The organism is Methanosarcina spelaei, from assembly GCF_002287235.1.
Classification (GTDB): Archaea; Halobacteriota; Methanosarcinia; order Methanosarcinales; family Methanosarcinaceae; genus Methanosarcina; species Methanosarcina spelaei.
This window is the reverse complement of record NZ_LMVP01000033.1, coordinates 1-14,310: the sequence shown is the minus strand read 5'-3', so window position 1 is coordinate 14,310 and position 14,310 is coordinate 1. Positions and strand designations below refer to the sequence as shown.

The following is a 14,310-nucleotide window of genomic DNA, read 5'->3' as shown; positions in this document are numbered from 1 at the left end:
TCACTGATTAGTTTTGGAAAGGTTTTTAAAACCAAATCTAGTACAACCTTCCTGCTCAAGGTAGTGATGAAATCAATAGTCAAAAAAGGTAAGGTAAAGGTTACTTTCATTTCTTTGTGCCTGTTATTCGAAGAATTTCATATTTGCTTTGGTACTGAGTCCGTTTTTAAAAATTTTGATATTAAAAGATTATTTGCTAATTAAATCATAAAACCCAAAATTTTAAATTTTTCTATTGCTGTTGACAGTTAACAGCAATATTTTAACTGAAAAAATTGCTATATTTAGTTTTCAGACGTGAAATGTCGACCTGTCGAATATAAAGATCTTTTCGTTTTGTCCAATCACAAAAGAAGATAGGCTAGCATCTGATCTGTGTGGCACAGGCCCTGGTAGAGGGAAATTTACTAGGGGAAGGCCAGATTCACCTGATAAATTATTACCTATACATGCAGAATCATCTGTAGAAAATCAGATCAGGATCTACCGGAGAGCAAGCAAGAAAATGAAGTAATTTTCTCCATAAATCCAATTTCCCAGGGAATTTTACTAGTCTGTCCCTTATTCCCTCCATATTATAGCAAAAATGTAGTGGTTTACGGGAAAACGACTGTATTTTTCTTGAGCCGGTACTACTCTTAATTTTCAGCATTATTTATAATCCTCAAGCTTTCTTGAGGATTGGAAATTGGGGAATTTTAATCCGGCTAAAATGGGGAATTATTCACCGGCCTTGACATTAGTATAATCTCTGTATTTTGTTCACATATTTGTGAATATCATAACTAAAAATTGGATTCAAAAATCACATTTTATACATAGGCTTTATTACTACAAAACTTAAGTATTTGTTCAATTCTGCAATAAGGATAATTGAGCTCAATATTACAGACCGGGTGTTATTTTTTAGGATTTGGTACAAATGAATATTAACCATGAAAAATTAAAATATTTTCTTACAGAAGATGCCTTTATTATATCAAACCATGCAAGAGTTCGCATGTTTCAGAGGAATATTTCAACTGATAACATAAAAGAGGTTATAGTTTATGGGCAAATAATTGAGGATTATCCAGAAGACGAACCATGTCCATCAGCTTTGTTTTTTGCATATTCTGAAGGTAGACCCTGTCATGTTGTGGTAGCAGAATGTGAGGATCATGCAAGAATTATTACAGTATATATTCCGGAAAATAATAAATGGATAGACTACATATTTAGGAGAGATCAAAGATGAAACCTGACAGATGCAGTTTTTGTAAAGGTAGACTTATTGAAGGTAAGACAGAATTTGTGGCAAAAATCGGAGAGCAGATTATTGCCATTAAAGATGTTTCTGCCTATATATGTGAAAACTGCGGAGAAGCATATTATACTCCAGAAGTTTCAAGGAAAATAGATATAGTTATGAAGAAATTTCATGAGTCCAAATTACTCTTGCATCCAGTGGCTGCCGGAGAACTAAGTTTTGATGAGATTTTAGCGTGATTTTGTATGTTTACACGCTATCAGCTCATGAAATTTAATTATTTATCTTGGCTCTTCGTTTTTTTATGTGGACATTCTCATAATATTCTCATAAAAACCAATTCGGTCTTGAATTGAAAATTATCTTATCCATAAGGAATGGCGAAGAACCTTATTTTTTAGTCTCTAGAATCTCGAGTATCACAAGAATTTCATCTTTTAAAGCAGGAATATCGACTTTAACAGTATGACGAATCTTCCAAATTAATTCCAAAATAATGATGAATCAATCGATCCCTCATCCCAGCAATGTCCCTCCAGGGAATTTGAGGATACTTTTCGCGGAGATCTTTGGATAAGTTTTTAGTGGCTTCACCTATAATCTCAATTTGCCTGATAGTCCCATCTTGAACTAGATTGCTAAACGAAAAATCTTCTTTTTCCATACCTCTAGTATATTCTTCAATACGTTCAACTGAATCGAGGATGTGGCTAAGGTAAATCGAGTCATTTTTTCTCATGCAGAGATCACTTTTGCTTCTTTTTTACTTCCTTCAATAAGGTATGGACTTATCGACCCTTCGGTTAGTAAATCGACTTTTACTTCCAGAAACTCCGATAGCTCTCTCTCAATCCTAGCCATAGTGAGCAGACCTTTCGTTTCGGAAAGCTCTACAAGAACGTCGAGATCACTTTTTGGTCTTTCTTCTCCTCTTGCATAAGAGCCAAAAATAGCCACTTTTGTTGCTCCTTCTTTCTTAAGGAATGAAGATATTTTTTCGAATAATTCTTTATTTTGGGAAGCATTCTCCATATCAGCATAATTTAGTATGTTACAATTTAAACACACCCTGATGAAAGAGAGCCACTTGCTATCATAGTTGATAAATTCAAATGAAAAAAAGAACAGCCGAAGCTGTCAACTTTAAAAACGAATCTTTAAAATCAGTCCGATAAGTCCAAACAGTGAACTCATCATTACGGTCATCGTGCGGCGATCTCCTTCAACTATAAGGGTGAACCCTTCTGATAGTTTTTTATAGTTTATGCTCAGTATTTCCATTGGTATCAGTTTTGATATTTCGTTGGTTTTGTTCGGTGGACACTGCGATGGGGATTGTCGTGTCTTCCGAACTATTCTTGAATCCGTTTTTACATTTTTAACAAGTGTTTTAAAGTATATAAAACTTTTCTTTGAATGAGGGCTTCCGTTATCGAATAATTTATTAATTTATTAATTTATTAATTTATTAATTTATTAATCTATTAATGTATTAATTTTTAATTCGGTAACGAGAGACATAGTTGTCAAATTTCTTTTGAGATTTATCTGAAAACTCCCTCCACGCCCGCATGCTGCAAAGCAGCAGATATCGGGCGGCCGCTGGCAAAAAAGAAGAAAAAAAGAATCGACCACTACTATAAGTTTTCCGGTTTTTAAAAAAATGTTCTCAAATTAGTAACTAAAACAGCCAAAATGTAGGGGTTCATCGTAAAATTATGTATTTCTCAACCTCACGGAAAATCTGTTTTCGTTACAAAAACAATTATGTATTTTTGCCCAATCACAAAAGAAGGTAAGTGAGCATCTGGTCTGTGTGGCAAACGCTCTGGTAGAAGAAAATCTACTAAAGCAGGCCAGATCCGCTTGATAAACTATTCCTCTGCACGCAGAATAATTCTGTAAAAAATCAGATCAGGAGCTAACAGAGAGCAGGCAAGAAAATGTAGTAATTTTCAGGTAAAATACTGACATCTGCAAGCACTTTCATTGGTTGTGCATATTATTCAAAGAATACCTGTTCGTTTAGGTCGATATAATCTATGGAGGCTAGATAACTTTCATTATATTCTAAAGCCCTTATAGGAATTCAATCTTCATGGCCTATGCAGCATTTCCCAAAAAACACTCAAACTTTCTTATGAATTACTCAACCTTACATAACTCACATTTGAGCCCATTATAGAAATTCTGAATCCAATATGCATAGTGGGAAATATTAATACCAGTTTCCTCATACAACTTCACATAATCTCTAGAAATATCCAATTCTCCAGCGTTGTATGCGTAACATGCAATTCTTATAAATGCAGGAGTTACTACTGGATGGCCAGAAAGTCTTTTAGTTTCATATATTGCTAATTTAGTAAACTTCCACATTTCTTCATATTTCTTCTGAAACAGAGCTTCATCACAAATGTCTAATCCAATATTAAAAGCTTCAATAAAATTTCCGTGTTTTGAGTATGTATCTTTTATATCCTTAAGCACTCTGAGGACTTCATCTTTGTCATAATCACTGTTACATTTATTTGCTCGTACTATGTTCCACATAGTCATACACCTCTCAGAAACGCAACACTCGGGAATTTTAAAGAAATATTCTTTCAATTCAGGGAGAAGGATTCCAATATTTTCCTTATTTGTATTATACATATCTATATGAGTACCCAATAATCCTGTTTCTTTCAAAGCTTGCAGAACACAGTGTATTTCTATGTAGCAATTGAATTTTTCCACTTGTGAAAAATTTGAATACTCAATATATTGAGATTCTATCTTGTCTAGAACCGCTGAATATAATAACTCATTATTCCATCTAATTCTCAACTGGTATATATCAGATACAAGCTGCTCTTTTCGTGACATCATTGAATACGTCTTTTCCTCTGATTTCTCTAATGTCTTAGACAAATTGTACTTCTCACCTTTTTGTCTGTAGTATTCTATGAGAAAATTATAGTATTCCATTAAATCATTTAGATTTTTGGAATCGATAAAGGATTGATACTGTTGAATATATTTGCTTTCGTCCTCTAGTTTATGATCCAAAACAAGTGATCCAATAACATTTTGATATGCAATGTGGATTGATGTTCTATTTCTCGAATTCTTTATTGCCTGAAGTTGTTTTTGATAATAATAAAAAGAATCTGTATAATTCTTTTCAAACCTTCGAATTCTTCCCATGTTATTCAGTGCAACTTGACAATATACATCGGTATCATCTGTACAGGCGTTAATAGCATTTTTAAGAAGCTCTGATGATTTCTGGAGGTCTCCTTCAAACTCTGCAGATAATGCCTTAATGAGATATACTTGAAGCAAGTATTTTCCCGAAGGTTTATATATATTATAAAGATGTTCCACAGTTTGTTTTGCCCTATCATAATCCCCTAGCTGTGAATAATAATTTGCTTTAATTAGTTCAAAACGTAGATTTTCATTCTTATTAAGTTTTTTTGTATCAATCTTTGAGAGAATTTTGATTGAATTGCACATGTTACCTTTTGCAGCAGCTGTTTCTGCTTTTTTAAGAGAATATGAATATTTTTCCATGGAATCTAATGAACACAATTTATAATAGCACAGCATTTGTTCTGCTTTTTCGGGCTCATTAGCCATGAGAATATTAGAAACTTTACGATCAATTAAAGAACATGGCCATACAAGATTACTGCAAGAATAATAGAGCACTGGTGCAAGGATTAAAAATAATACTACTAAAAGATAAAGCGTTAGCCCATTAAGCAAACCAATATTCCACAGTGCTATTATAGAAAAGCCAAATATACTCCATAGAAAAAATTTTGATTTGACATAAGGTAACCTTACGTATTTCCATTCGAACATTACTGTAACTATAAAAAGACAATAGTATATAAGTAACGAGAACCGGTCTCCATTTTCAAAAGCCTGTTTAGTTTCATTGAACGATGGAAGCAAATCTACCATTTCTCTCTATTCCTTCAGCCACTTCTTTATATTGTTCTAATTAATCTACTGTATGCTATCTGTCTTCATTTATATTACCATTTAATTAAGTATATTATAAATATTTTTAGTATTTTGTAATATATGTTTTGCATATCTCCTTTTTATAGAGTCTTTATATTATTACTTACTCAATTTTAGCAACATCCTTGAAACCTATTTTGTTAAATCATTAATTCTATATGCTATAGTAATTTACAAGTTTTGACCGATTACCGTCATAGTTGAAGCAAAAAAGCATAAGAAGCGCAGCGATAAGACTGAAAGCATTTACGAAAGAGATGATTTTATCATAAATGATTTTCAGGTCACTTCATTTAATTTCATTTATAGTACCATTTTAGATACCATCAAGTAAGACAACCTATAGAATATTATTACAGAAAAAATACTCGATACCAGGAAGAGAGAAAAAGTTCAAACCATCCTACTAATTGGATATGCAGCAAGAATTTCTTCATAATATATAATGTCTTTTTTTACAGCTTCTAATAAAATTTTAATATTATCTATATTAGTAGCTGTAATTTTTGATGCACCTGTCAACTGCCGAACCAGTTCTTTTGTAGTTTCATCTTTTGCGAGATGATCGTATCGTCTGATTTCTTGAAGCCGGAAAATTATATCGTTATGCTTACTTTCTATATTAACGGAGCTCTCAATAATTTGTTCAATTGGTTTATAAAAACATTCTAGTCGTTTTTCAATATTTCTTCTATTTGTTTCTGTCACTGTTGCTGCAACTGAAAATACAAAGGAAATGGAGGAAATGATAAATGCCTCAAATGCGAAGGTATAGCTGATATCAAAACCATTTATCATTAGCCAGATCCCCCCGATGATTCCGATAGCCCCGAATAAACGTATACGTTTGAATGCGAGAGCTATCAAGCTATATTTAGATATCATATTTTTAACATAGCTTTTAAACTTTTTAAATTTTTTTAAATAAGCAACCGTCTTATTGGAAAAATTTTGAATGCCCAAGATTAATTAGTCTAGTCTTTACTGCAATCTTTCCGAGTAAGCAGAACTGCTCTGGCATGAGTACTATCTCTCCAGTAGGTTTCACTATCAGCTTCTGTAGATTGTCTTCTACTCAATGAGCAAATGCGCACCGTAATAAAGCATGGTGGGTATTTTGGTAATATCCATTTACTTCCTAGTTTTTTTCAAAAATGGCAGAACAGGCAGAATATATTGGGGATGAGAACCAATCCCATCCCCATATTCAGTGTATCCAACACAATAGTTTTCGATGACGAAAAGAGGAGTTTTAGGCGTAAGGGTTCCGTAACCCCTTGTTGACGCCGAAGGTCTTGCGCTCCTCAACTGTCTTCTGGTTCTTGTCGATCTTCTCTTTTGCGAGCTTCCTGAGGAGATCGAGACCGGGTTTGACTTCCTCAATGGGTTTTGTCTCGAACAGGCCTGCTGCGACTGCTTTGGACCAGATTTCGTTTCCTACTTTGGTACGGATGAAAACCGTAGACCAGCCGTCCGGGCTTCCTACCGAACCGGTTGAGATGTCTGCGAGGTTAGAGACATAGTCAAGGCAGACATGGCAGCCTGGCTGCTCGTATTTATGGGTCTCCTTGAGAGGGACGGTAGCAACGTTTCCGCGTTCGGTGTAGACCCAGAACTTGCCTTTTGTGATTTCCATCTTCTTCACGGAGCCAAGGCTCTGAGCTGCGTGGTCCTCGACAATGCTCTGCATGGACTTGTAAGGGAAGTTTTCCATACAGAAGAGCCCTACTGTAAAGGCGACCTTGCCTGGGACATCCCGCATGTTGATAGGATAGAGCTGAGCCTTCCTTACTGCCTGCATCTGGCAGCAGACGCCTGTGATCCCGACCTTATCGAGGCCAAAGGACCTGGTTGCTTCCTTGAGCCAGGAGATCTGGGGGCTGATGCTGTATCTTGTTCCTCTTGCTTTGAGGATGTCCTCACGGGTCATAGCGACTTCAGGCTTTGGCTGCCAGGGTTTATCGCCTTCGCCTGCCACAATGGTTCCGTCGATGATTCCCTCTTCAAGGGCATAGACCATGAGGGTGGTTGCGATTCCGCCGTCCTGAGCTTTCTTGAGGATCTCTTTGTCCGTGCTCCGTGCCGAGACACATGTAACATATTTGCCGAGATATGGGTCCTCAATCATTACTCTCACCTTCCTTAAGCGCGTCTGCAATTATCTCGTTGATGCTCTCGAATTCGGGAATCACGTCCAGGTTGAAGAAAGACCTCGGACAGGCGCCATAGCAGGAACCGCACTTAATACAGAGGTCACGTTCACCCTGAGGTTTTCCGAACTCAAGGGTGATAGCTCTTACTGGACAGGATGCAGCACAGGTGCCACAGCCCATGCAGAGTCCCTGGTTGATTACGTCGTCCATCAGGTCACAGAAACATCCTGTTGTGCCGCGCTTCGCAAGGTCCATAAGGGGCTTTAAGTACTTGCCTGCAAGAGCCTTCTGGTCTTCATTCCCTTCAAAGAGCAGGTACGCCATGACAGCGACGTTCCTTATAAGTTCCGGGCTCGGTGGGCATCCTGGAATGTAAACATCCACATCGATGAGATCACCGATAGGGAGGAAAGACTCATGCTGGGGCTGGTTGTGCTGCCCGCCGCGGCTGAACCGGGTAATGTTCCCGTAGCATGCGCAGGAACCGAGGGCCACCACGATCTTGGACTTCTTCCGCGTTTCCTTGATGTCCTCCACTGATTCATGGTCCTGGATACAGACCGATCCCTCAACGAGCGCCACGTCCATCTCCGGAATATGCCGAACGTCAGCAAGCGTGAGGCAGTAGACGAGGTCGGCGTAGTCGTCCAGGATCTTAATGAGTCCCAAGTTATTGTCGGCAATGGACACGAGGCAGCCGGTACAGCCGCTCATGTGTACATGTCCGAGCTTGATCTTATTTGTCACTGGTTTTTTCTCCTTTGTAGCTTCCGCCTTTTTCTCCATCGCAACCTGAGCGGGCTTGGTTTCCACGCCCATGATTTTCTTGACGGAGTTAAGCAGTCCCATAGTTTACTCCGATTTCCTTCAGAATCTCGGATACAGCATCTGGAATGGCTCTCTGTACCTCATCTGTAATCCCGATGACCATTTCGGGGGCAGGAACGTACTTCTTCTGGCATGCAAGAACCCGAATCCGGATATCGTCCTTAATATACCGGAGCGGCTCGGTCAGATCCCAGGAGTGAGCGTCCCGATAGCTTCCCACAGGAAGCTCATCAACAGAGAGCCACCTGAGCTCGCCGGGTTCCCCTCCAAAGTCCGCTATGTCCACAATGATAAGAGTCTTTGTTGATTCGGGATTAAGGAGAGTAAAGATAAAGTGGGGGCCTCCGAGCCCCGCATCAACAACAGTGACATTCTCAGGGAGTTTGAGGTCCTTGAGTCTCTCCACTACAGCTGGCCCAAATCCATCATCCGCATAGAGCGGGTTGCCACAGCCTGCCACCACGATCTCGGAGTACAGCGTTTCCATTCCCTTCACCACTGCATGAGCTTCTGGGCGACTATCTTTTCCTCCTCGTTCACCACAATCATGTGGGTTGCACACGAGACACACGGGTCATAGGCCCTAACGACCATCTCAGCAATCTGCCAGGGTGCTCCGGTCAGAGCGCGGCTGCAGGTAGGGAAGTTCCAGGTAGTAGGCACAAGCATTTCGTACCACAGAACCTTCCCGTCCTTAACCCTTGCCAGGTGGATATTGGTTCCACGCGGGGCCTCGTTCGCAGCCCAACCCATGGATCCGTCTCCCAGGGGAATGTGGTCGGCAAGGACCTTGCCTGAGGTATCCAGGTTGTCAAGGCACTTGAGTATGGTGTAACAGCAGTCAGGATACTCCATCTGTCTGGCGATATGCTGAGCGAAGGTACCCTTCTCGTCGAAGTTCTTAAATGCGGCAAGCCTTGCCCTGGGACCGACCTCAACCGGTTGGCCGTCGTAAGTAGGAACACCTGTGCAGGCTTCCATCTGGGGGTTGGCCTTAGTGCCGACTTTTGTAGTGCCTCCGAGTGGGTAGCTAGGATCCTCAAGATCGATAGTTACCTCGCCCATGTACCAGTCCCATGGACGAGTCTCTTTCCACCGAGCAAAATCCCATGTGGGATTTTCGTCCAGACTGGATGAGCCGTACATCGGAGATGTGGCCATAACCCCCTGATTGTGGTATCCTAGTTTCTTGGGAAGTGGGATCTGCTTGCCTGCGACCTCGACGAACTCCCTGTTCTGCATGTTCCTGATGACATCAAGCATAAACTCCATCTGCTCATGGGCAAGGACAAGGCATTCTTTCGCCAGATCAGCCATCTTCTGCTTTGCACGGGGGCTCACATTGTGATACATCCCGCCGATTCTCGGGTTGGAGGGGTGAATTGCCTCGCCGCCTGCTATGGCTCCAATGGTCTGTCCGATCTCGCGGATGCGGACGATCCTTGCCATAACGCTCCTGGCAGGCTGTTCGTTAGCGAACAGGTTGAACTTCTTCTCCGTCCCAGGGATGTAAAAATCCGGGAGAATCAGGATGTTGTGCAGGGCGATGCTGTGAAGGCGGTTCGCTGCATGGAGAATGGTCCGCAGGAGCTTTGCATCCGTGGGAATCTCGCAGCCGATCGAAGCCTCCATGGCCTCGGTGCTTGCCAGAGTGTGAGCAATAGGACAGATACCGCAGACCCGAGAAGCGATCTTCGGGACCTGCTCCATTGTCTTACCTATGGCGAGCTTCTCAATACCCCTGACCGGGGTGATAGAGAGCCAGTCTCCTCGCTCAACAATACCCTGATCATCTACCTTCAGGGTGAGCTTGGAGTGACCTTCAAGTCTTGTGGTTGGAGAGATTTCTACAACTTTCGTCAATGGTATGCCTCGTTTTCGATTGGTTGTTATTTAGGCTGTACCGTGGTTAAGGCACTCTCTGTGCGATTATTCTAAGATAGTTACTCGTACAAAGTACGTTAACCTCTTGATTTCTCCAGCGCGTAGTACCTTAGTAAAATATTTGATTTATAATGATAAATGGTTGAAAACGCGATGTTACATAAATCCTTCTATCAATATAAAGAAGGTCAATAAAATTATAAATATATTTTTTACAATTTATAAATAAAATTTTATATTAAATGCAACTATTTTTACAAAAAAGAAAACATTGAAATTATCAAACATAAGTATAGTATAAAAAATCATAGTTATTTTTTATGAGTCGTTTTTTTGTTTTAATGAGTGGTAGATGTGAATTTTTAAGTAAATAGTGGAATGTATTTTGAGAATCTTGTCTTTATATGTAACAGATACTTCATCACATTTTAACTTTTGTCTTTGTATTATTTTTTAGTTTGAAGCGCTATTTTCTTTTAGAGTATGAATCCGGTCTTGTATCTGTCGTCATATTTATATAGTTTGTTTTAATGCAACCCTACTGATTTTAATATTTAATACAGTGGATTTAATAGTATAATCCCCTTTGTAATACTTATATGCCGAGTTCTACTGGATTGACGTTGTTCCGTCTCCCAAAGTTCATTTCATGAAATGGAGAAAAAAGAAAAACGGTGAAAGTTCTGATAACTTCATATTCTTAAATTCCCAAATAATAAGTTCCCTACTCCCTTTTGGTTTGACTTTTTTATTGTTTTTTCAACTTAAAGTGTTTATTTGTTTTCAGGTCGTGGGTTTGAATCATTGAAAACCGAAATTGAGAGAATCTCTGATTAGATTCATCAAATGAATGGTATGCACTCGTTTTTTCAGAATTGATCTATAATTCAGGGACACGACCTGTTTTCAGAGTTTATACACAGTCTTGTATTCGTTGTCACTTTTATGTAATTTGTTTTTATTTCAGTACCGCTGCCTGCATCACTGGTCACTGTAAGTGTAACCTTATATTTTCCTTCATGTAAATACCGATGTTCTGACTCTGCTGAATTGAAGTTTTTCCGTCTCCAAAATTCCGTTTCATGTGGTAGGAACTCCTGTGTTTTTGTCAGTAAATCTACCACTAATGGAGATTTTCCAGAGATAAGAGTTGCAGAGAATTAAGCAACTGGTTTTGTTACAACTTTTATATAGTCTGTTTTTGTTACCGTGTTATGTCCTGCAGCATTCTTCACTGCTAAGTTAACAGTATATATTCCTGCCTTCGAATACTTATGAATCGGACTCTGGAGGAATGACTTTGATCCATCTCCAAAGTCCCAGATCCAACCAGCAAGTACTCCTGTGCTTGTGTCAGTAAAGGCAACATCTAATGGCGCTTTTCCTGAGGTAGGTTTCGCAGAGAAGTTTGCAACCGGTTTTGTTACCACTTTTATATAATCTGTTTTTATTGTCGTACTATTACCTTCGGCATTTGTTGCTGTAAGTGACACTGTGTAATTTCCCAGGTTTGAATACTTATACGTTGGATTCTGGACTGTTGAAGTTTTTCCGTCTCCGAAACTCCATTTCCACTTAGTCGGCGAACCTGCACTTTTGTCGATAAATGCAACTTTCAAGGGTGCTTTTCCTGATGTTGGAGAAGCTGAAAAAGCAGTAACAGGGATTAATGATTTTTCAGTAACAGTTATTGTAGCTGACTTTAAATCTATACCATTCTCATTGCTTGCTGTCAGGTTAACAGTATAAATTCCTGGATCTGAATATTCATGAACTGGATTTCTTTCTGTCGAGTTACTTTTATCTCCAAAGTCCCAGTTTACAGAAGTTGAATTGGTAGACAGATCAGTAAACTGAACGGTTAAAGGAGAATAACCTTCACTGACGTTGGTAACGAAATTTGCTATAGGAAGTACTGGGACTGATGCTGGAACATGACCTATAAACTGCCCAAAAGCCATAGGAGTAGACCCTACATCAACCGTGGCTTTTACATGATTTGTTGCTGTGGCAATCACAGAAACATTGTCACTGTCATAGTTCGCCACATATACCTTTGTTCCATCTGGGGTGATTGTGATTCCATAAGGAAAATTTCCTACAGGCACTGTGGCGATAACCTTGTTTGTGGCTGTGGCAATCACAGAGACAGTGTTGTTATAGGGCATCGTCACATATACCTTCGTTCCATCCGGGCTAACTGCAGCTCCAAAAGGATTAGCTCCTACAGGCACTGTGGATGTAACAGTATTTGTATCTGTGTCAATTGCAGAAACAGTGCCACTACCCTCACTTGTCACATATACTTTCTTACCATCAGATGTGATTGTAACTCCCCAAGGAAATGTTCCTACATTCGTTACTGTAGCTGTGACAGTTTTTGTTGCTGCGTCAATTACAGAGACATTGTTACTACCTCCGTTCGCTACGTATACTTTTTTTCCATCCGGAGTGACTACAATTCCATGAGGATAAATTCCTACAGGCACTATGTATGTAAGCGTGTTTGTGATTGTGTCAATTACAGAGACTTTATTGCTGTATAAGTCCGTTACATATGCCTCCTTTCCATCCGGAGTTATTGCGATTCCACGAGGACTGGTTCCGACATTCACTATGGCAATAACCTTGTTTGCTGCTGTGTCAATTACAGAAACAGTTTTACTGCCAGAGTTTGTCACATACACCTTTGTTCCATCTGGAGTGACTGCAACTCCCTGAGGTAAGCTTCCTACATTTACCGTGGCTGTAACTGTGTCTGTGGCAGTGTCAATTACAGAGACCGTGCCTTCAGTGTACTGTTCATAAGAAAGTAATTCTGATTAGTAATATACGCATATGGCGCTGCACCTGCTATACTCACTAGCATTAAAAGTGCCAATACCATTATTCCTAAAATGAAGGTATAACCTCTTCTTGCTTTATCACGTTTCATTTCCTTCATCTCAAACCTCAGTAAATTAGTTTTAAATTTATAATGAAAAAGAATTGAAAACATGATATTAAATAAGATTTTTCTTTATAAAGAAGAAGTTTAAAATAAAAAAGTATTTTATTTTATTTTATTTTATTTTTGTGTATTATTTATAAATTATTATTAGTCCACTCTGCGACAGAAAAATTATCGAAATTAATTATAGGCGACTCAGTTCCAAAATCTAGTGATGAAAGTAAGTGTAACATCACTATATAAATTTATAATTCTATAACTATGTAATGATGTTACGGCAAAAACAATGGTAATTATAAATCTTACTCTTAATAACTTATCGGAACTCCCTGCTCTCTCATACCTTTTTGATAGTTATAGCAATGATTACGAATATACCACAAGAGGAATTTTTCGTAGAAAAATTCCTCCAGCCTGCCCTATTTGCAGTGCTCCTATGGTTCATAACGGCTATAATCTATACATCAAAAAAGGTCTTGGAAAAATCAGCATTGGTCGATACAAATGCCAAAATTGTGGTAGTACAGACGAAGAAGATCATAGTTTTTGGGAAGGTCTGAAAACTTTACTTTTTGATTCATTTAATAATTTTTTCCAGGTGCTCAGATACCATAAAGTTTCTTATGATGGAATTTCTGATATAATGAGCTTCATATTTCCAAGATCAAGAAGCACTATTTTTAGAACATTCAACAAAGAAATGGAACAGGAAAATGTTCCAATTTTAGAAAATGTACATATGGTGCACTATGACGAACAGCATCCAAAAGAGGGACGTTGTCAGAAATACCGTTTAACATTACTGGATGCAAAAACTCAAAGAACAATAGCAGATGAACTTTTTGAGGATAAAAGTTCAGAAACCATCAAAACGTTTCTACGAAAAAATCTAGATACATCAGAACCTGTGTTTATTGTTACGGATTTTGATAAGAGATACCCAGATATTTTAAAGGAAGTTTTTGGGGATAAGTTAGTGCATCAATACTGTTTGATGCACTTAAACAAGCTTATAGTTAGCGATTTTCCGAAGAAAACAACAATTGAACAGGAACTATTAAAATACAGGTTATTGAATATATTTTACAATCGTGAAAATGAGATTAAATTCCTGGAAAAAATTCTATCTGAAGAACTTAACGTAATTATGAATGAAGAAAAGCATCAAGAATGGAGTATAAAGGCAAAAAAGGAATTTAACCGATTTAGATATAAATTGAAGCTAGAAA

14 protein-coding genes are annotated in these 14,310 nt (G+C 38.6%); 3 read left to right on the top strand and 11 right to left on the bottom strand.

Annotated elements, in window-relative coordinates:
* The first annotated feature begins 922 nt into the window (after window positions 1–922).
* Both ASJ81_RS02895 and ASJ81_RS02890 read left to right on the top strand, forming a co-directional pair.
* Entirely contained in the window at window positions 923–1,237 is a 315-nt protein-coding gene (locus ASJ81_RS02895) for a DUF4258 domain-containing protein (RefSeq protein WP_095643163.1), read from the top strand.
* Window positions 1,234–1,488 (top strand): type II toxin-antitoxin system MqsA family antitoxin, encoded by a 255-nt coding sequence (locus ASJ81_RS02890; RefSeq protein WP_048109159.1) that lies wholly within the window; start codon window positions 1,234–1,236, stop codon window positions 1,486–1,488. Before ASJ81_RS02895 ends, ASJ81_RS02890 begins: the two co-directional genes overlap by 4 nt.
* 218 nt (window positions 1,489–1,706) lie before the next feature.
* Here ASJ81_RS02890 and ASJ81_RS02885 read toward each other — a convergent pair whose 3' ends face one another.
* The 11 genes from ASJ81_RS02885 to ASJ81_RS22515 form a co-directional block, all read right to left on the bottom strand.
* On the bottom strand, window positions 1,707–1,988 hold the full coding sequence (locus tag ASJ81_RS02885) for a HepT-like ribonuclease domain-containing protein (protein ID WP_245859742.1): 282 nt from the start codon (window positions 1,986–1,988) through the stop codon (window positions 1,707–1,709).
* Entirely contained in the window at window positions 1,985–2,281 is a 297-nt protein-coding gene (locus tag ASJ81_RS02880) for a nucleotidyltransferase family protein (protein ID WP_095643162.1), read from the bottom strand. The genes ASJ81_RS02885 and ASJ81_RS02880 overlap by 4 nt, the downstream gene beginning before the upstream one ends.
* A gap of 1,113 nt (window positions 2,282–3,394) precedes the next feature.
* Window positions 3,395–5,203: a tetratricopeptide repeat protein gene (locus tag ASJ81_RS02875; RefSeq protein ID WP_095643161.1), complete on the bottom strand. Its 1,809-nt coding sequence runs from the start codon at window positions 5,201–5,203 to the stop codon at window positions 3,395–3,397.
* Window positions 5,204–5,659: 456 nt separating this feature from the next.
* A complete protein-coding gene (locus ASJ81_RS02870) occupies window positions 5,660–6,229 on the bottom strand; it encodes a hypothetical protein (RefSeq protein ID WP_095643160.1) in 570 nt (189 codons plus the stop codon).
* A gap of 289 nt (window positions 6,230–6,518) precedes the next feature.
* A complete protein-coding gene (gene frhB / locus ASJ81_RS02865) occupies window positions 6,519–7,394 on the bottom strand; it encodes a coenzyme F420 hydrogenase subunit beta (RefSeq protein WP_095643159.1) in 876 nt (291 codons plus the stop codon).
* On the bottom strand, window positions 7,387–8,268 hold the full coding sequence (gene frhG / locus ASJ81_RS02860) for a coenzyme F420 hydrogenase subunit gamma (RefSeq protein WP_095643158.1): 882 nt from the start codon (window positions 8,266–8,268) through the stop codon (window positions 7,387–7,389). Before frhG ends, frhB begins: the two co-directional genes overlap by 8 nt.
* Window positions 8,255–8,734: a coenzyme F420-reducing hydrogenase, FrhD protein gene (gene frhD / locus ASJ81_RS02855; RefSeq protein ID WP_170943166.1), complete on the bottom strand. Its 480-nt coding sequence runs from the start codon at window positions 8,732–8,734 to the stop codon at window positions 8,255–8,257. Before frhD ends, frhG begins: the two co-directional genes overlap by 14 nt.
* 5 nt (window positions 8,735–8,739) lie before the next feature.
* Window positions 8,740–10,110, bottom strand: a complete 1,371-nt coding sequence (gene frhA / locus ASJ81_RS02850; protein WP_095643156.1) for a coenzyme F420 hydrogenase subunit alpha — start codon at window positions 10,108–10,110, stop codon at window positions 8,740–8,742.
* Between the two features lie 908 nt (window positions 10,111–11,018).
* A complete protein-coding gene (locus tag ASJ81_RS23545) occupies window positions 11,019–11,255 on the bottom strand; it encodes a PKD domain-containing protein (RefSeq protein WP_245859740.1) in 237 nt (78 codons plus the stop codon).
* Between the two features lie 36 nt (window positions 11,256–11,291).
* On the bottom strand, window positions 11,292–12,905 hold the full coding sequence (locus ASJ81_RS23540; protein WP_275112524.1) for a PKD domain-containing protein: 1,614 nt from the start codon (window positions 12,903–12,905) through the stop codon (window positions 11,292–11,294).
* Window positions 12,905–13,066 carry a hypothetical protein gene (locus tag ASJ81_RS22515; RefSeq protein ID WP_170943165.1) on the bottom strand — a complete coding sequence of 54 codons (162 nt, stop codon included), beginning with the start codon at window positions 13,064–13,066 and terminating at the stop codon, window positions 12,905–12,907. The genes ASJ81_RS23540 and ASJ81_RS22515 overlap by 1 nt, the downstream gene beginning before the upstream one ends.
* A 301-nt stretch (window positions 13,067–13,367) precedes the next feature.
* Here ASJ81_RS22515 and ASJ81_RS02840 point away from each other — a divergent pair.
* The coding region (locus ASJ81_RS02840) for an ISNCY family transposase (RefSeq protein WP_095642727.1) at window positions 13,368–14,310 on the top strand (943 nt) is incomplete at its 3' end.